The following is a 17,073-nucleotide window of genomic DNA, read 5'->3' on the forward strand; positions in this document are numbered from 1 at the left end:
CAACCGTACGCGAACCCGGCACCGTGCGCACCTGGAGAGACGGACAAAACTGGACGGAGCCGGTCGGATGTTGCCTCAGAACACGGTTCGTACGGGCGGCTCCGGTCGCCCGGCCCGCCCGGTCCGCTGCCGGTGCCGGGCCACCCGGGCGCGGTTGCCGCAGACCTCGCTGGAGCACCAGCGGCGGCGCCGGCCGCGCGAGGTGTCCAGATAGACCAGCCCGCAGCCCTCGCCGGCGCATTGCCGCAACTGCCCGCGCACCGCGGGGTCGGTGAGCAGCGCGACGGCGTCCCGGGCCACCACCGCCAACAGCCCGGCGCAGTCGGGCGGACCGGCCAGGGCGCCGGCCAGCGCACCGTCCGGGCCGCGGACGGCCTGCACGGCGGGCGGCGGGGCGGCCCCGGCCGCGGCGTTCAGCAGCGCCAGGTCACAGGCGGCGGCCCGGCCGCGCAGTTCGGCGCGGACGACCCGGCCCAGCACCTCGCGCAGCGCCCGGAAGCGGGCGACCCAGCGGGCGTCGACGGCGTCCAGCGCGGCGCCGGGCGGCACCACCCCCGCACCGGCCAGCCAGGCGGCCAACGGCCCGGGGCCGGTGAGCCGTTCGACGGCGACCGGGGCACCGGCGGCGGTGGCCAACAGGTCCAGGCAGATCCGCCCGCAGTCGAACCGGAGGCCGTAGAGGGCTGCCATGTGCCTGTCACTCCTCGGGAACGAGCACGGGGGACGTGGAGTACACGGGAAAGGGGGCGGAGGGGGCGTACGGGAGCGCTCCCAGGGTGCCCGGCCGCGCCGCTCCCCGGAACCCCACGGACGGCGCGCGACCCATCCGGGCCGGCCGCGGGTCGGGACGGGACGGCGGGCACCGGCACCCACGGACACGGCCCACGCGCACGCCCCACGCGCTGCCCCACGTACGCGACCCACGCACACACTCCATGTACACACCCCGCGTAGACACCTCATGTAGATATCGTGCGTATACATCTGCTGTATAGTCCGCCGCATGTCGCCCTCTCCGCTGCTCAAGAACCGCGCCAGCCTGACCCACAAGCTCGGTTACGCGGTCCGCAACCCCGCCCGGATCGCCCCGTACGTCAAGCGCACCGCCCGCGACACCTGGCTGCGCCTCAAGCACCCCGACCACGTCGCGTACTACCGCGCGGTGATGGCCTCCGACACCAGCCGCAACCCGGAGGCCGCGGTCGGCAGCCGCAGCCACCAGCGCTGGCTGGCGCTGGGCGAGATGCAGTTCGACTACCTGGTGGAGCACGGGCTGCGCCCCGGGCACCGGATGCTCGACATCGGCTGCGGCAACCTGCGCGCCGGCTGGCGCTTCATCGCCCACCTCGACGCCGGCAACTACTACGGCATCGACATCTCGCCCGACATCCTGATAGCCGCCAAGCAGACCCTGACGACCTACGAGCTCCAGGACAAGCTCCCGCACCTGACGATCACCCAGGACCTGAAGCTGGAGTTCCTGCCGTCCGCGCACTTCGACGTCGTCCACGCGCACAGCGTCTTCTCCCACTCGCCGATCCACGTCATCGACGAGTGCCTGGCGCACGTCGGCCGGATCCTGGCGCCCGGCGGGTTCTTCGACTTCACCTTCGACCGCACCGAGGGCACCGAACACCAGGTGCTGCGGGAGGACTTCTACTACCGGACCGAGACCCTGCTGCGGCTGGCCCGTAAGCACGGGCTCCAGGCCCGGTTCATGGAGGACTGGGAGTCCCGGCCGCACGGCCAGTCCAAGATCCGGGTGACCAACCCGGCCTGAGAGAGCCGGGACGGACCGCGGAACGGAGGACGGGACGGAGGACGGGACGGTGACGACGGGTCCTACCAGGGCGTGCCGTCGCCGTACTTCTCGGTGTCCGCCGGGGCGTCCAGCGCCAGCCGGTAGCCGCGCTTGACCACCGTCTGGATCAGCCGGGGCTCGCCCAGCGCCGTCCGCAGCCGCGCCATCGCGGTCTCCACCGCGTGCTCGTCCCGGCCCGTGCCCGGCAGCGCCCGCAGCAGCTCGCCGCGGGCCACCACCCAGCCGGGGCGGCGGGCCAGGGCGCGCAGCAGCGCCATCCCGGCGGGCGGCACCGGCCGCAGCCCGCCGTCCACCACCGCGGCCCGGCCGCGGATCTCCAGCCGCCGCCCGGCGACCGGCAACGGCGGTACCCGGCCCGGGAGTTCCCGGCACAGCAGCTGCACCAGCGGCCCCAGCCGGAAGCGCTCCGGCTGCCGGGTGGGCACGTCCAGCGCCTCCAGCGGCAGCGCCGTCACCGGGCCCACGCACGCCACCAGCACGTCCTGCCGGAGCGCGGCCAGCAGCTCCGGCTGGATGCCGCGCTCGGCGGCCCGGCGCAGCAGCGACGCGGCGGCCGGCGCGCTGGTGAAGGTCACCGCGTCCAGGCCGCGCGCCAGCACCGCGTCCAACAGCCGGTCCACCGGCCCGAGGTCGACCGGCGGCATCCACCGGTACACCGGCACCCCGATCACCTCCGCGCCACCGGCCCGCAGCGCCTCGACGAACCCCGGCAGCGGCTCGCCGTGCAGCTGGACGGCGACCCGCCGCCCGGCGACGCCCTGCGCCAGCAGCCGGTCGAGGACCTCGGCCATCGACTCCGAGGCCGGCGACCACTTCTCGGTCAGCCCGGCGGCCCGGATCGCGCCGCGCACCTTCGGGCCGCGGGCCAGCAGCTCCGCACCGGCCAGCCGGCCCAGCAGCGCCTCGCCCAGCCCCCAGCCCTCCGCCGCCTCGATCCAGCCGCGGAACCCGATGGCGGTGGTGGCCACCACCACGTCCGGCGGGTCCTCGGTCAGTGCACGGGTGACGTCGAGCAGTTCGGCGTCGTCCGGCAGCGGCACGATGCGCAGCGCCGGGGCGTGCACCACGTGGGCGCCCCGGCGCTCCAGCAACGCGCCCAGCTCCTCCGCCCGGCGGGCCGCGGTCACCCCGACGGTGAAGCCGTCCAACGGGCGCAGCGCCCGCTCCGGCTCCCCGGGCCGCTCCTGCCCGGCAGGCTCCAGCTGATCGTGCATCGGTCCGTTCCGCTCCGCCCCGAGTGGTCTGTTGCGCCGGGCGCTCCCGTCCGGGGAACACCCGGGTGCCACGACTCCGGCGCACCGCGCCAGGTTTCGAGCCTGCCAACGGCACATGACAGGCCCAGTGCGCCAGTATTTCCCCCCTGTTACGGACGCGCCTCCCGGGGCACGGCTTTCAGACGTCGGCGTACACGGGCCGGGGCGCCGCCCCGTCCACCTCCGCGCCGGATGCCCCGTCCTGCGGCCGGCGCACGTACACCGCCCAGGTGACCGCCCCGCACACCACGTAGAACACCAGGAACGCGGCGAACGCCGCGGCCCCGGAGCCGGTGGCGGCGAACGCCTCCCGGAAGGCGAGGTTGATGCCCAGCCCACCCAGTGCGCCCACCGCACCGATCAGCCCCATCGCGGCCCCCGACAGCCGCCGCCCGGCCGCCGCGGCCGCCTCGCCGACCAGTCCCCGGCGCACCGCGCGGGCCAGGAAGATGCCCGGAATCATCTTGTAGGTGGCGCCGTTGCCCAGGCCCGTCAGCAGGAACAGCGCGGTGAACCCGGCGAGGAAGAGCGGCAGCGAGCGCACCGCCGAGGCCGCCAGCACCACCCCGGTGGCCAGGCCCATCGCCACGAAGTTCGCCAGGGTGATCCGCGCGCCGCCGTAGCGGTCCGCCAGCCACCCGCCGACCGGCCGGGCCAGCGACCCCAACAGCGGCCCGAGGAAGGTCAGCGACGCCGCCTGGAGGGGCGTGCGCGCGAACTGGCTCTGCAGCACGAGGCCGAAGGCGAAGCTGTAGCCGATGAACGACCCGAAGGTGCCGACGTAGAGCAGCGCCATCACCCAGGTGTGCCGCTCCCGGGCCGCCGCCACGGCCGCCCCGGTGTCGTTGGCCACCGGCGCGAGGTTGTCCATGAACCGCGCGGCCAGCACCGCCGCGAGCACGGTCAGCGGCACGTACACGGCCAGCACGATCCGCGGCTGGGCGGCGCCCGCCGTGCCGATCACCAGCAGCCCCAGCAGTTGCACCACCGGCACCCCGAGGTTGCCGCCGCCGGCGTTCAGCCCCAGCGCCCAGCCCTTCTTCCGCAGCGGGTAGAAGGCGTTGATGTTGGTCATGGACGAGGCGAAGTTCCCGCCGCCGACGCCGGCCAGCGCGGCCACCGCCAGGAACACCCCGTAGGGCGTGCCCGGCACCATCACCACCGCCGCGGCGACCGTCGGCACCACCAGCAACAGCGCGCTGAAGACCGTCCAGTTGCGCCCGCCGAACCGCGCCACGGCGAAGGTGTACGGCACCCGCAGCACCGCGCCCACCGCCGTCGGGACCGCCACCAGGAAGAACTTCCCGGCCGGGGCGATCCCGTACTCCGGGCCCATGAACAGCACCATCACCGACCACAGGCTCCACACGGAGAAGCCGATGTGCTCGGTCAGCACCGACAGGACCAGGTTGCGCCGGGCGGTCCGCTCCCCGGACTCCCGCCAGAACGTCTCGTCCTCCGGGTCCCAGCGCTCGATCCAGCGCCGCCCCTTCCTCGCCCGGCCACCCGTACTGCGGGTGCCGTCAGTCGCTGTCGCGGTCGCTGCCGCGGTCTCGGCCGTCATGGCGCCTCCAAGGGTCGGTTCGGTCCGCGGACCGGGTCCGTCCTCGACGCTAGGGACGGCGGGTTACCGCCCTGTGGCAGCACGTGACCTGCACGAAACCTTGCGCTCACGCGGCGCGGATGCATGCGGTGAGCCGCCGCGGCACATCCGCGGCGTACGGCGCGGGGACGGTGCGCCACCGTGCACCACGCGCCCCCACCTTCACCCGAACGGGGTAATGGCACGTGCCGCCGAACACTGCCAGCCTTCTTATCGGACGCACGGAGTGATGAGCCCACCACGCACCGTCGCCGACCGCGGGAGGTGCCTCCCGTCCGGCGACGGCCGTTCGCCCCTGCCAGGGCGCCACACCCACCCCCGCAGGGATGCCGGGCTCCCCAGGACAGCGGAAGGAAAGGGATGCCATGCACCGACCACCGCAGCGGATCACGGGCGGACTGCACGGTTCCTGACGTCCCCCGCCCGCCGCGCGATCCCCCTGCCGGGGCACCTCCCCGCCCCGGCAGCATCGAGGCCGGCCCGTCCGGCCGCGGCCGGACGGGCCCGGGCTCACCCCCCGACGACGCCCCGCGGCGGCACCGCCCTCCCGTCGCCCGACCAACCACCCCTCGACGACGCCACTACGCGGCGGCAGCGATCGTTGCGCCCCGAGGCCAAGGAACGGTAACCGCCCGTGGATTTCCTGGTGTTCCCCGACCACCCCGTCACCGACCGGCTCGCCGCCCGCCTGCCCCGGACCTCCGCCACCCGCACCATCGCCCACCTCTCCGGCCGCCCCTGGATCGTCGGCCACTGGCGGCGCGAGGAGTTGGTGACCGCCCGGGTCGGCACACGCTGCGCGGTGCTGCTCGGCACAACCTCAGCCACGCAGGACGCGCTGGCCCGACTCCTGCCCCGGCTGCGCGGCCTCGACGACCTCGCGGAGCTCCGCCACGAACTCCCCGGCAGCTACTTCCTGTTGGCCTGCATGGGCGCCGAGGTGCGCGCCCAGGGCAGTCTCTCCGCGGTCCGCCGGCTGCACCGCACGGACCTCGGCGGCCTCACCGTGCTGGGCAGCCGCCCCCAGGACCTGGCCGCGCTGGCCCACACGGCGGCCGCCGCCGGACTGCCCGGCGCGCCCCGCACCGGCACGGTCGACGAGGAGGCGCTCGCCGCCCATCTGCTCGCGCCCGGCGCCCCGTTACCGCTCACACTGCGCACCTGCTGGCGCGCGGTGCACGCCGTACCGCCCGGCCACTGCGCCGCGCACGACCCGGCCGGCCGGTACCGCGAGGTCCGCTGGTGGCACCCACCGGAGCCGGACCTCCCGCTTCCGGACGCCGCCGAGGCGGTACGGGAGGCCCTCAGCGCGGCCGTGCACGCCCGGACCCACCGGGCCACGCTCAGCGCCGACCTCTCCGGCTGCCTGGACTCCACCAGCCTGTGTTTCCTGGCCGCCCGCGACGGTACCGAGCTGATCACCACCGCCTGGGAGGGCCGCGACCCGGCCGACGACGACCCCCTGTGGAGCGCGCACAGCGCCTACCGCCTCAGCCAGGTCCGCCAGGAGGGCCGCCACCTCTCCCTCCCGTATACCGACGCCCCCACCTGGTACACCCCGCCCGCGCAGCCCGCGCACACCGACCCGGCCGGCCCGCTGGCCGCCGTACGGGACGCGGCCCGGCTGCTGCACCAGGCGCGGCTGGTCGCCAAGTTCGGGTCCCGGATGCACCTGACCGGCATCGGCGGCGACGAGCTCTTCGCGCCCCGGCCGGTGGCGCTCAACTCCCTCGCCCGCGGCGACTTCCGCGAGGCGTTACGACTGGCCCGCCGGGCCCGGCGGCTCGCCCCCTGGACGCTGCGGGCCACCGTGCGCACCCTGCTCGGCGGCCGCTGCTACCCGCGGTGGCTGGCCGCCGGCGCCGACCGGATCGTCCCCGGCGCCCGCCGCCGGCCCGACGGCACGGACTGGGAGGACGTCCCGGCGATGCCGCCCTGGGCCCATCCGGACGCGGTCGCCACGGTGCGCCGGCTGCTGCGCGAGGCCGCCGCCGCGGCGCCCGAGCCGCTCGACCCGCTGCGCGCCCAGCACGAGGTGGCCGCCGCCGCGGTCCGGGCCGGCGAGCGGGTGCGCGGCATCGACGCCCTGACCTCGGCGCACGGTGTGGTCTACGAGGCGCCGTTCCTGGACGACGCGGTGATCGAGGCGGCGCTGGCCGTGCGGCTGGCGGACCGCGTACCGGGCGGCGGCGAGCCCGTGCTGGCCGCGGCGATGCGCGGCCTGGTGCCCGGACCGGTCCTGGGCCGCGGCAGTCGGCGCGCGCACAGCGCGGAGCTGCACGCCGGGCTGCGCCGGAACCGCCGGGCGCTGGCCGCGCTGTGCGAGGACTCCCGGTTGGCGGCGCTGGGCCTGATCCGGCCGGAGGCGCTGCGCCCGGTCCTGACGTCCCTCCAGCCGGACACCGGCGCGCTGCGGCCGCTGGACCCGACCCTGGCCGCCGAGTTCTGGCTGCGGGCGCGGCCGGCGGCGCCGGACCACGACGCCGCCCCGGCACCCGCCGCCCGGATCTCCGCCCCGGCAGCGGAAGGCGACTGACCCGGCCCGGCGCGGGCCCACCGGCGGTCGGCCCGACCGGTCCGCCCAGCCGACTGACCCAGCCGGCGGACCAGCCGATCGCCCCGGCCGAGTTACCCAGCCGGTCGGTTCAGCCGGTCGGTTCAGCCGTTCTGCTCGATGGGCGGGCCCATCCAGATCGTCTGCTCGCAGATGTTCATCCGGGTCTTCTTGCCCTTCTCGTCCCGGACCTTTATCAGCTTCTGGTGGCGATCACGGGGCGCGCCCACGATCGCCTCGTCGTTGCTCACCAGGCAGTCGGCGGGCGTCATACCGGGCCCGTGGTCCTTGTAGCGCAGGTGAGTGGTGACCATGCCACCGCGCCGGAGGTCTATCGGCATGGTGCGGCCCTGCCCCTTGCCGTCCGACTCCGGCCCCTTGCCGACGTGGACCGCGAAGGTGGGGAAGCCGTCGAAGACGCACGGCTGTGACCCCTTGTTGACGACCGACAACTTGGCCTCGCGATGGGCGCTGTGCGGCGCCGCCTTCAGGACGGTGACCTTCCAGCTCAGGCCCTTGGTCCTGCAGTTGGCGTGCAGCGCCGCCATCCGCCCCGAGCCGCAGCCGGTCACGGTCAGCCCGGCGGCGACGGTGAAGGCGAGCGCGGCCATCGTCGTCGCGAGTACGGAACGTCGCTGCACGACTCCCCCCTGTTCCATCCGTTTGTCCTGTTCGCACACATCGTTCGCACGCGATGTCCTTCCGTAAGGAAGGATTTTCGGCGTCGTTGGTTGCCTGCACCCGGACACGGATATGCATCGTGTGAAGAGACGTCGATCACGTGACGGTCGCGCGCGGCCCGTCGTCCGCCCGGCACCCGGCGGGATCCTACGGCCCCTCAGCGCCCGCCGCGACCGCGCTGGTCGGACCCTGGACCGCCCGGCTCGTCGACCGCCACGGCCAGGCCCGGATCGCCGTCCCGGCCACCGCCCCGACGATGGTCACCGGCATGGGTCTGGTCCAGTCCCGCACCCCCGCGGGCCGGCTGAACGAAGGGCTGACACTGGCGGTGACCACGCTGCTGACCGGGATCGCGGCCGGCTCGGCGACCGGCGGCTGGACCGCCGAGCACCTGCCGTTCCCCGCCGCCGGATGCGCCGTACCGGCCGCGGCGGCGGCCCTGTCCCTGGCGGCGACCGCGACGGCCACGGCAACCGCCGCCCGCCGAGCCTGACCGCCGAGCCCCGGCCCCGACCCGAAAAAACGAAGGCCCCGGCGTTCCTTTCGGAACACCAGGGCCTTCGCTCACATGGGAATTGTGGAGATGGCGGGAATCGAACCCGCGTCCAACGGTGTGGAATCAGGGCTTCTCCGAGTGCAGTCCGCTGCGATTTTCTCGGCCCCGGAGATCACGCGGACAAGTCTCCGACGGGCCCAGTCACTGTTTGATTTCCCTCTTCACCCCGTGACCGGGATCAAGGTTTAGTCCCCTAGCTGATGCCAGGATCCGGGTCGGGAACAGCCCCGGGCTGACACTTCGCAAGTCGCTACTTAGGCAGCGAGGGCGAAGGAATCGCGCTTGGTGTTGGCGATTATTGGTTTCGGCATATGGTTAACGAGATCATTGCCGCTTCCTCGACTCGCTTCCCCTGCTTCGACATCCGCTGTCGAAACCGATCATCCCCATGTTTTCTTTTCAAGGTGGTGCCACACCCTCGCGGGGTGTGTCCCCATCGTACGTGACCAACGCACGCGGGTGCCAGCATATTCCCGGCGGCCGTCGCGGACCCCGGCCCGGCCGCCGGTTTCTCAGGCCCGCTGCCGGCGTCGGGCCGCCGAGATCGCCCGATCCGTCTCACGGCGGTCCTGCTGCTCGCGCAGCGTCTGCCGCTTGTCCCACTCCTTCTTGCCCTTGGCCAGCGCGATCTCGACCTTGGCCCGGCCGTCCTTGAAGTACAGGGACAGCGGCACGATCGTGTGACCCGAGTCCTGGGACTTGACCTCCAACTTGTCGATCTCGACGCGGTGCAGCAGCAGCTTCCGCTTCCGCCGCGCGCTGTGATTCGTCCAGGTGCCCTGCGCGTATTCGGGGATATGGACGTTGTGCAGCCAGGCTTCCCCGCCGTCGATCTGGACAAATCCGTCCACGAGCGACGCCCGGCCCTGGCGCAGCGACTTCACCTCTGTGCCGGTCAACACCAGACCGCACTCATAGGTGTCCAGAATGTGGTAGTCGTGCCGCGCCTTCTTGTGCTGCGCGACGAGCTTGCGCCCGTCGTTCTTGTCCTTGCCCTTGCCCTTGGTAGCCATAGTGCGGCCATTTTCGCACTACGCACCGGTGCCGAGGCCACTCAATACTGTGCGGGCCCGTTTCTCGGCATGATCCTCGACGAGCAGGTCCGGGGCGATGCCGGCGCCGTCCACGGCCCGGCCGGCCGGAGTGCGGTAGTGGCCGACGGTCAGCTCCGCGACCGAGCCGTCCGGCAGCTCGCTGGGCATCTGCACCGAACCCTTGCCGAACGTCGGTGAGCCCACCACGACCGCCCGACCGCGGTCCTGGAGCGCGCCGGACAGCAGCTCCGCGGCGCTCATCGTGCCGCCGTCCACCAGCACGACCAGCGGGATCCGGGTGTCCCCGGCGCGCTCGGCGTACAGGGCGCGCTGGCTGCCGTCCACGTCGTAGGTGGCGACCAGGCCGCCGTCGAGGAAGACCGACGCGGTGGCGACCGCCTCGGTGACCAGGCCGCCGGTATTGCCGCGCAGGTCCAGTAACAGCCCGCCCCGCCGGTCGGCGGCGCGCACCGCGCGGCGGACCGCGGCGCCGGTGCCCTTGGCGAATGCGGTGATCTTGATGCGGGTCGGGCCGTCGGCGCCGTACGGGCGGTCCACGGTGACGTTCCGGGTGTGCAGGCGGGTCCGGCGCAGGGTCACGCTCCAGTGGCGGGCACCGCGCCCGAGGTCCAGCCGGACGGACGTGCCGGGGGCACCGGAGCCCCCGGGCCCGTCGCCGCGCAGCCGGGCGACGACGTCGGTGACCGGGCACCCCCGGGCGGGCCGGCCGTCGACCGCGTCGAGGCGGTCGCCGACGGCGATGCCGGAGCGGGCGGCGGGCCCGTCGGGCCGCACCCGGGACACCGTTATCCGGCCACCGCCCTGCTCCCGCACCCACAGCCCGACGCCGACGTATGTGCCGTCCAACTGGGCCTGGAAATCCTCGAATTCGCCGGCGGTGTAGACCGTCGACCACCGGTCGCCGCTGCGACTGACGACGTCCGCGGCGGCCTGCGCGCCGGACTTGCCGTCCCCGGCGGCCTGCGCCGCGGCCCGTGCGGCCCGCTCGATGGCGGGCCGGTCGGCGGCCGCGCCCTCGGCGGGCCGGCCGTGGGCGGCGGACTCCGCGGCGTCCCCGGCGTCGTCCCAGGTGCCGGTGGCCGCGCCCGCGGCGAGCACCCCGGCGAGGAACAACGTCAGGGCCGCCCCGCGGCGGATGCGGCGGGGCCGGTCGTACCAACACGGGCCCAGCATGCCGGTGAGTCTAGGCGACGAAAGGGCGCCGTACGGGGAGTTGACCGTACGGCGCCCTTGGCGAAGCTCACACCTTGAGGTACTTGCGCAGCGCGAAGAACGCGGCGAGCGCGGGCATCAGCAACCCGATGAGCAGGACCAGCGGAAGCACCGCCAGGACGGCGTCCCAGCCGATGAAGTTGACCACCTGGATCTGCTTCGCCAGCCACTGGTTGATCATGAAGTACTTGCCGCCGACGAGCAGGACGCAGGCGAACACGGCACCGATGAGGCCGGCGATCGCGGCCTCCATGATGAACGGCAGCTGGATGTAGAAGCTGGAGGCGCCCACCAGCCGCATGATGCCGGTCTCCCGGCGGCGGCTGAACGCGGAGACCCGCACGGTGTTGACGATCAGCATCAGCGCCACCACCAGCATCAGGCCCATGACGCCCAGGGCCGCGTACCGCATGCCGTCCAGGAGGCGGAACAGCGGTTCGACGGTGTCCCGTTGGTCCTGGACCTGCTCGACGCCGGGGCGCTCGGAGAACGCCGACTTGATCACGTCGAACTTGGTCGGGTCCTTGAGCTTGACCCGGAAGGACTCCGGCAGCTGGTCGGGCGTGACCAGACCGGCCACGGGCGTGTCGCCGAACTGCTCCTTGTAGTGCTTGTACGCCTGGTCGCTGGTCTCGTGCTCCACGTTCTGCACCAGCGGCAGCCGGTGCAGCTCGGCCAGGATGTCGTTCTTCTGCTGCTCGGTCGCCGCGCCCTTGGCGCAGTTGGCGGCCGTCTCGGCGTCGTTCTTGTTGCAGAAGAAGATGGAGACGTTGACCTTGTCGTACCAGTACCCCTTCATCGTGTTGACCTGGTCGCGCATCAACAGCGAGGCGCCGAACAGGCCGAGCGAGAGGGCTACCGAGACGATGACGGCGAAAGTCATCGTGAGATTTCGGCGGAGACCGACGCCGATCTCCGACAGGACGAACTGGGCGCGCATGGCGTCCTTTCAGTGCTGGTAGCCGTACACGCCGCGCGACTGGTCGCGTACGAGCCGGCCCTTCTCGAGTTCCATGACCCGCTTGCGCATCTGGTCGACGATCTGCTGGTCGTGGGTGGCCATGACCACCGTCGTCCCGGTGCGGTTGATCCGGTCCAGCAGCTTCATGATGCCGACGGAGGTCTGCGGGTCGAGGTTGCCGGTGGGCTCGTCGGCGATGAGCAGCAACGGGCGGTTGACGAAGGCCCGCGCGATGGCGACGCGCTGCTGCTCGCCACCGGAGAGCTCGCCCGGCATGCGGTCCTCCTTGCCGCCGAGGCCGACGAGTTCGAGGACTTCGGGCACCGTCTTGCGGATCTGCCCGCGCGGCCTGCCGATGACTTCCAGGGCGAAGGCGACGTTCTGCCCCACAGTCTTGTTGGGGAGCAACCGGAAGTCCTGGAAGACCGTGCCCACCTGGCGGCGCATCTGCGGCACCTTCCAGTTGGACAGCTTGGCCAGATCCTTCCCCAGTACGTGCACGGCGCCATGGCTGGCGCGCTCCTCACGCAGGAGCAGCCGCAGGAAGGTGGACTTACCGGAGCCCGAGGATCCCACCAGGAAGACGAACTCGCCGCGCTCGATCTCCAGGGAGACGTCCCTGAGGGCGGGGCGGTTCTGCTTCGGGTAGGTCTTGGAGACGTTGTCGAATCGGATCACAGATGCACCACGGTCGACCTGGATAGGGGCACGGGTTGCCGGTCACGGCTCCCGTCGGTGTGCGTGACCCTACGCGAACCTGGTGTGGGGGCCCAGCCGGCGGGGGAGGTTGGTGTGGTTCTTCACGGTGCCTACGGGACAAAAAGCACACAATGCCGGGCGGGTGGGCAAGAAAGGGGCTGCCCGGTGGGAGGAAAGGGACTGCCGGGTGGGAGCGAGGGACCCCGCCGGGTAGGCGGGAAAGGCGCTGCCGGGCCGGAAAGAGGGGGCGAACCCCGGGGCGCGCCGTCCGGCGGCGGAACTGGCACAGTGGTAGAGGGAACCAATGCGCCGCCCGGTGCGTTGATGCGGTAAGTAAGGAGGTCGCATGACGTACGACCGATTGGTGTGCGCCAACTGCGCGGCCCCTGTGAGCGAGGGCCGCTGCCCTGTGTGCCGGGCCAGCAGGGAACGGCTCCAGCGGCAAGCGGGCTTTTTCGGCCAGCTCAATCCCGTGGTGCTGGCGGCCCTGCTGATCGCGCTGCTCGCGGTCGCGGTGCTGCTCCGCCAGGCCGTCTGAAACGCGCCGGGCCCGCCCCGCGGCGCCGCAGAGTGACGATCCCGCCGCGCAGGGTGCCCGGACCGCCCACCATCACCCGCGGACGCCCGAGGGGCCCGGGACGCATGCGTCCCGGGCCCCTCGTCGTGTGCCGCGTCAGCGTCAGGCAGCCGCCGCGCCGCCGCTCTTGTTGATCAGGCGCGGCAGGACCCGGAAGCCCACACCGCCGGCGATCATCGTGGCGGCACCGATCAGCAGGACGGTGGTGCCGGACGAACCGGTCTCCGCCAGCTGCTGACCACCCTTGGCCTGCTGCTTGGCCTGGCCCGGGGTGTCGATGACCTGCTCCTTGCCCTGGCCGGGCTGCTCGATCGGCTTGGAGCCCTCGTTGTCGGTACCGGTACCGGTGCTGTCGCCGCCGGTGGTGGTGCCGCCCGTGCTGGTGCCACCGGAGTGGCTGCCGCCGGTGCTGCCACCGGAGTGACCACCGGTGCTGCTGCCGCCGGTGCTGCTGCCGCCGGTCTGGCCGCCGGAGGTCTGACCACCGGAAGTCTGGCCACCGGAGTTCTGGCCACCGGTGGTCTCGCCACCCGTGGTCTGACCGCCAGAGTTCTGGCCACCAGAGGTCTCGCCACCGGTGGTCTCGCCACCCGTGGTCTGACCGCCGGAGTTCTGGCCACCGGTGGTCTCGCCACCCGTGGTCTGGCCACCGGAGTTCTGGCCACCGGTGGTCTCGCCACCCGTGGTCTGACCGCCGGAGGTCTGACCACCGGAGGTCTCGCCTCCGGTGCCGCCGATCTCGCCACCGGAGGTCTGGCCGCCGGAGGTCTGGCTGCCGATCTCACCGCCGGTGCTGTCGCCGCCGGTCGTCTGGCCGCCGGTCGTCTGGCCACCGGTGCTGTCGCCGCCGGTGCTGTCGCCGCCGCCGAAGATGCCACCGATAATGCCGCCGATGATGCCGTCACTCTGCTTCGCCGGCGTGCCGTCCGTGCCGGCGGCGGATGCCGCACCGGCCGCGGTGAGCGACGCACCGGCCGCAATCACCGCACCGGCCGCAATGCGCGCCACGCGCAGCCGCGTCTTCTTCGTCATGTACTGCTACCCCCAGTAGCTGAACTCGTCATTGGAGCACCGCCGCACGGGGCAACGACCGATGGGGGTGTGCACACCACGGCCCGGCACTGCCGGCGGGCCGTTCGCCTCCCCGTTCCTACACGCGCCCCATGACACACGCATGCCGCGCTCAGCCTTCCCAGTTCTCGGAACATCGTCAAGGCCGAATAAAGGCTTGATGACCGAATTGCCATGAGTTGGGCGATACATGGACGTACGACTGTGACCTAACCGCCACCGCAAAAAACAACTGCCCCCCTTGGGGAGGCAGTTGTCCGAACCTTCTGAAGGCGTTTGTCCGCTTGCGTCCGCGGTTACTTCTCCTGCTGCTTGCGCCAGCGGATGCCGGCCTCCAGGAAACCGTCGATGTCCCCGTCCAGCACGGCCTGCGGGTTGCCGACCTCGAACTCCGTCCGCAGGTCCTTGACCATCTGGTACGGGTGCAGGACGTACGAACGCATCTGGTTGCCCCAGGAGTTGCCGCCGTCGCCCTTGAGGGCGTCCATCTTGGCCCGCTCCTCCTGGCGGCGCCGCTCCAGCAGCTTCGCCTGGAGGACGTTCATGGCGGTGGCCTTGTTCTGGATCTGCGAGCGCTCGTTCTGGCAGGAGACGACGATGCCGGTGGGGATGTGCGTCAACCGGACCGCGGAGTCGGTGGTGTTGACGCCCTGGCCACCGGGGCCGGAGGAGCGGTAGACATCCACCCGCAGATCGCTCTCGTCGATCTCGATGTGGTCGGTCTGCTCGACGACCGGCAGCACCTCGACGCCCGCGAAGGACGTCTGACGGCGGCCCTGGTTGTCGAACGGCGAGATGCGCACCAGGCGGTGCGTGCCCTGCTCCACCGAGAGCGTGCCGTAGGCGTAGGGCACCTGGACGGCGAAGGTGGTCGACTTGATGCCGGCCTCTTCTGCGTACGAGGTCTCGTACAGCTCGGTCTTGTAGCCGTGCCGCTCGGCCCAGCGCAGGTACATCCGCTGGAGCTTCTCGGCGAAGTCCGCGGCGTCCACGCCGCCGGCCTCGGCACGGACGCTCACCACGGCCTCGCGGGCGTCGTACTCGCCGGACAGCAGGGTGCGGACCTCCATCTCGTCCACCGCCTTGCGGACGTCGATCAGCTCCCGCTCGGCCTCGGCGCGGGTCTCCTCGTCGCCCTCGGCCTCGGCGAGCTCGAAGAGCACCTCAAGGTCGTCGACACGACCGCGCAGCGCCTCGGCCCGACGCAGCTGGCCCTGGAGGTAGGACAGCTGGCTGGTGATCTTCTGCGCGTTCGCCGGGTCGTCCCACAGGGACGGCTCCGCGGCCTGCTCCTCAAGCACGGCGACATCGGCCCTCATCTTGTCGAGGTCCAGGACGGCCTCGATCGACCCCATGGTCGAGGAGAGGGACTTCAGCTCTTCGGATACATCGACGACTGCCACGCACCCAGCCTAACGGCTGCCACCGACAATCTGTCCCGGCGTGTCCCCTGCCCGTCCTGGCCGGGCCGGATGAAAACGGGGCGCGCGAGCCGCCCGCCGGGGCCCGCGCCGAGGTGCCCGCGCAGGCCCCGACACCCTTAGGCGCAGGTCACAGGCCCTATCGCGGATGGTGCACGCCCGGCCGGGCACCGCCCGGCTCGTCACCGCCGCCCGAGGCCAGCAGGCCGCCGATCGCGCCCGCCACCACGACCACGGCGGCCACCACGCCCACCTTGATCCGACGGCGGCGCACCGCCTCCGGGGAGGAGCGGTGCCGGGCCGAGCCCGCCCGGCGCTCCCCCGCGGCCCGCGGGGCGCGAGCCGTGCCGTGCGCGCCGCCGGCCAGCTCGTCCGGCCCGGGGACCCGCATGCTGGTGTGCGTCTCCCGGCTGGAGTCCGGCTTCGCCCCCTGGACCAGGGGGACCGCGCCGCGCGGCGGGCCCTCGGGTGCCGACGCCGGATAGCGGGCCTCCTGGCGGGACCCGGCGGGGGCGCCCTCCGGGTCGTCCGCCGGCTGCTCGTCGTCAGGCTCGTCGATGTCCAGCGGCGGGATGCCGGCTAGGCCGGGCAGGATCTCCCGCAGTCGGGCGGCCAGCTCCGGGGCGCGCAGCCGGGAGGCGGGCGCCTTGGCCAGGCACTGGAGGAGCAGCTGCCACAGCTCGTCCGGGATGCCGGGCAGCGGGGCGACGCTCTCGGTGACGTGGCGGCGCAGCACCGCACCGGGGTGACCGCCCCCGAAGGGCGTGAAGCCGGCGAGCATCTCGTACAGGACCGTCGCCAGCGCATAGACGTCCACGGAGGCGCGCGGCGGCAGGCCCTCGATGATCTCCGGGGCGAGGTAGTCGGGGGTGCCGATGACCTTCGCGGAGCGGAGCGAGAGGGTGGACCCCCCGCCCTGCGGCTGGGAGAGGGTCCTGCGGGGGGAGTCCACCAGGCGCGCGATGCCGAAGTCGGTGAGCAACGCGGGGTGCGCGCCACCGGGGCCGAGCGGCCCCTGCATGTCCAGCAGGACGTTCTCCGGCTTGACGTCGCGGTGCACGATCCGCGCGGCGTGCGCGGCGACGAGGCCGTCGGCGACGTCGGCGGCGATGGCGACCGCGGCCTCCGGGGCGAGCCGCCGCTCGCGCTCCAGACGGGTGCGCAGGTCGGTGCCGCGGACCAGGTCCATGACGAGCGCGAGGTCGGCGCCGTCGACGACGAGGTCGCGGACGCCGACGACGCGCGGGTGCTCCAGACTCAGCAGTGCCGCCCGCTCCTGCACGAAGCGGCCGACGAGCTCCTGGTCGGAGGCGAGGTCCTCACGCAACAGCTTGATGGCCACGGCCCCTTCGGGGCCCTCGCCCAGCCATACCGTGCCGGCACTGCCGCGCCCCAGGATCTGGTGGGCGGTGTACCGGCTGCCGATCTTCCGTGCCAAGACTGCTCCGACGTGTCGGGCCCCCGGGCGTCCTCGGGGGCTGAGGTTGGCGTCAAAGCTACGCGGGCGCCAGAGGGTTCAGTGCCCCCAATGGCGGCAACCGTCACTTCTGTACGGGAATTCACCGGCCGGATGTCGACAAATAGACGATGCCGTCGACATCCGGTCCG

Annotated in this window: 14 protein-coding genes, 1 other RNA gene and 1 pseudogene; 4 read left to right on the top strand and 12 right to left on the bottom strand. The window is 72.8% G+C overall.

The features are described from left to right. Positions 1 to 75: 75 nt before the first annotated feature. Positions 76 to 690 (bottom strand): CGNR zinc finger domain-containing protein, encoded by a 615-nt coding sequence (locus JNO44_RS18250; RefSeq protein ID WP_205365297.1) that lies wholly within the window; start codon positions 688 to 690, stop codon positions 76 to 78. 313 nt (positions 691 to 1,003) lie between these two features. Here JNO44_RS18250 and JNO44_RS18255 point away from each other — a divergent pair, with 313 nt between their 5' ends. Continuing rightward, positions 1,004 to 1,780, top strand: a complete 777-nt coding sequence (locus tag JNO44_RS18255) for a class I SAM-dependent methyltransferase (protein ID WP_205365298.1) — start codon at positions 1,004 to 1,006, stop codon at positions 1,778 to 1,780. Positions 1,781 to 1,842: 62 nt separating this feature from the next. Here JNO44_RS18255 and JNO44_RS18260 read toward each other — a convergent pair whose 3' ends face one another. Together JNO44_RS18260 and JNO44_RS18265 are read right to left on the bottom strand one after the other, a co-directional pair. Further along, the gene (locus JNO44_RS18260; RefSeq protein ID WP_205365299.1) at positions 1,843 to 3,036 is read right to left on the bottom strand and encodes a uroporphyrinogen-III synthase; all 1,194 of its coding nucleotides are present in this window, start codon (positions 3,034 to 3,036) and stop codon (positions 1,843 to 1,845) included. A 178-nt stretch (positions 3,037 to 3,214) separates the two neighbouring features. Beyond that, the gene (locus tag JNO44_RS18265) at positions 3,215 to 4,639 is read right to left on the bottom strand and encodes a nitrate/nitrite transporter (protein ID WP_240167579.1); all 1,425 of its coding nucleotides are present in this window, start codon (positions 4,637 to 4,639) and stop codon (positions 3,215 to 3,217) included. Positions 4,640 to 5,312: 673 nt separating this feature from the next. Between JNO44_RS18265 and JNO44_RS18270 the strand changes: the two genes are divergently transcribed. Beyond that, positions 5,313 to 7,214, top strand: a complete 1,902-nt coding sequence (locus JNO44_RS18270; RefSeq protein WP_205365300.1) for an asparagine synthase-related protein — start codon at positions 5,313 to 5,315, stop codon at positions 7,212 to 7,214. Positions 7,215 to 7,336: 122 nt separating this feature from the next. On the opposite strand, the gene JNO44_RS18275 is transcribed toward JNO44_RS18270, so the two are convergent. Further along, the gene (locus JNO44_RS18275) at positions 7,337 to 7,873 is read right to left on the bottom strand and encodes a DUF4232 domain-containing protein (RefSeq protein WP_235093454.1); all 537 of its coding nucleotides are present in this window, start codon (positions 7,871 to 7,873) and stop codon (positions 7,337 to 7,339) included. A gap of 281 nt (positions 7,874 to 8,154) precedes the next feature. Between JNO44_RS18275 and JNO44_RS18280 the strand changes: the two are divergent. Next, positions 8,155 to 8,406: pseudogene (locus JNO44_RS18280) on the top strand (MFS transporter); the annotation flags it as partial. Positions 8,407 to 8,488: 82 nt separating this feature from the next. On the opposite strand, the gene ssrA reads toward JNO44_RS18280, so the two are convergent. The 5 genes from ssrA to ftsE all read right to left on the bottom strand — a co-directional run bounded on the left by ssrA (position 8,489) and on the right by ftsE (position 12,375). Beyond that, positions 8,489 to 8,857: a transfer-messenger RNA gene (ssrA, locus tag JNO44_RS18285) on the bottom strand. Between the two features lie 124 nt (positions 8,858 to 8,981). Beyond that, complete coding sequence (gene smpB / locus JNO44_RS18290; protein WP_039635984.1) at positions 8,982 to 9,482, bottom strand: SsrA-binding protein SmpB; 501 nt, start codon at positions 9,480 to 9,482, stop codon at positions 8,982 to 8,984. Between the two features lie 18 nt (positions 9,483 to 9,500). Beyond that, entirely contained in the window at positions 9,501 to 10,697 is a 1,197-nt protein-coding gene (locus JNO44_RS18295) for a S41 family peptidase (protein WP_205365301.1), read from the bottom strand. 67 nt (positions 10,698 to 10,764) lie between these two features. Beyond that, positions 10,765 to 11,676 carry a permease-like cell division protein FtsX gene (gene ftsX, locus JNO44_RS18300; protein ID WP_039635975.1) on the bottom strand — a complete coding sequence of 304 codons (912 nt, stop codon included), beginning with the start codon at positions 11,674 to 11,676 and terminating at the stop codon, positions 10,765 to 10,767. 9 nt (positions 11,677 to 11,685) lie between these two features. Then, entirely contained in the window at positions 11,686 to 12,375 is a 690-nt protein-coding gene (gene ftsE, locus JNO44_RS18305) for a cell division ATP-binding protein FtsE (protein ID WP_039635973.1), read from the bottom strand. Between the two features lie 367 nt (positions 12,376 to 12,742). Here ftsE and JNO44_RS18310 point away from each other — a divergent pair, with 367 nt between their 5' ends. Next, positions 12,743 to 12,934 carry a hypothetical protein gene (locus JNO44_RS18310; protein WP_039635971.1) on the top strand — a complete coding sequence of 64 codons (192 nt, stop codon included), beginning with the start codon at positions 12,743 to 12,745 and terminating at the stop codon, positions 12,932 to 12,934. A 141-nt stretch (positions 12,935 to 13,075) separates the two neighbouring features. Here the strand turns inward: JNO44_RS18310 and JNO44_RS18315 are convergent, their stop codons facing one another. From JNO44_RS18315 to JNO44_RS18325, 3 genes are all read right to left on the bottom strand, one after another. Next, complete coding sequence (locus tag JNO44_RS18315; protein ID WP_205365302.1) at positions 13,076 to 14,005, bottom strand: hypothetical protein; 930 nt, start codon at positions 14,003 to 14,005, stop codon at positions 13,076 to 13,078. Between the two features lie 335 nt (positions 14,006 to 14,340). Next, entirely contained in the window at positions 14,341 to 15,447 is a 1,107-nt protein-coding gene (gene prfB, locus JNO44_RS18320) for a peptide chain release factor 2 (protein ID WP_205365303.1), read from the bottom strand. Positions 15,448 to 15,604: 157 nt separating this feature from the next. Beyond that, on the bottom strand, positions 15,605 to 16,903 hold the full coding sequence (locus JNO44_RS18325; RefSeq protein ID WP_205365304.1) for a serine/threonine-protein kinase: 1,299 nt from the start codon (positions 16,901 to 16,903) through the stop codon (positions 15,605 to 15,607). Between the last annotated feature and the right edge of the window lie 170 nt (positions 16,904 to 17,073).

It is taken from the genome of Streptomyces noursei (assembly GCF_016917755.1).
Taxonomy (GTDB): domain Bacteria; phylum Actinomycetota; class Actinomycetes; order Streptomycetales; family Streptomycetaceae; genus Streptomyces; species Streptomyces yunnanensis.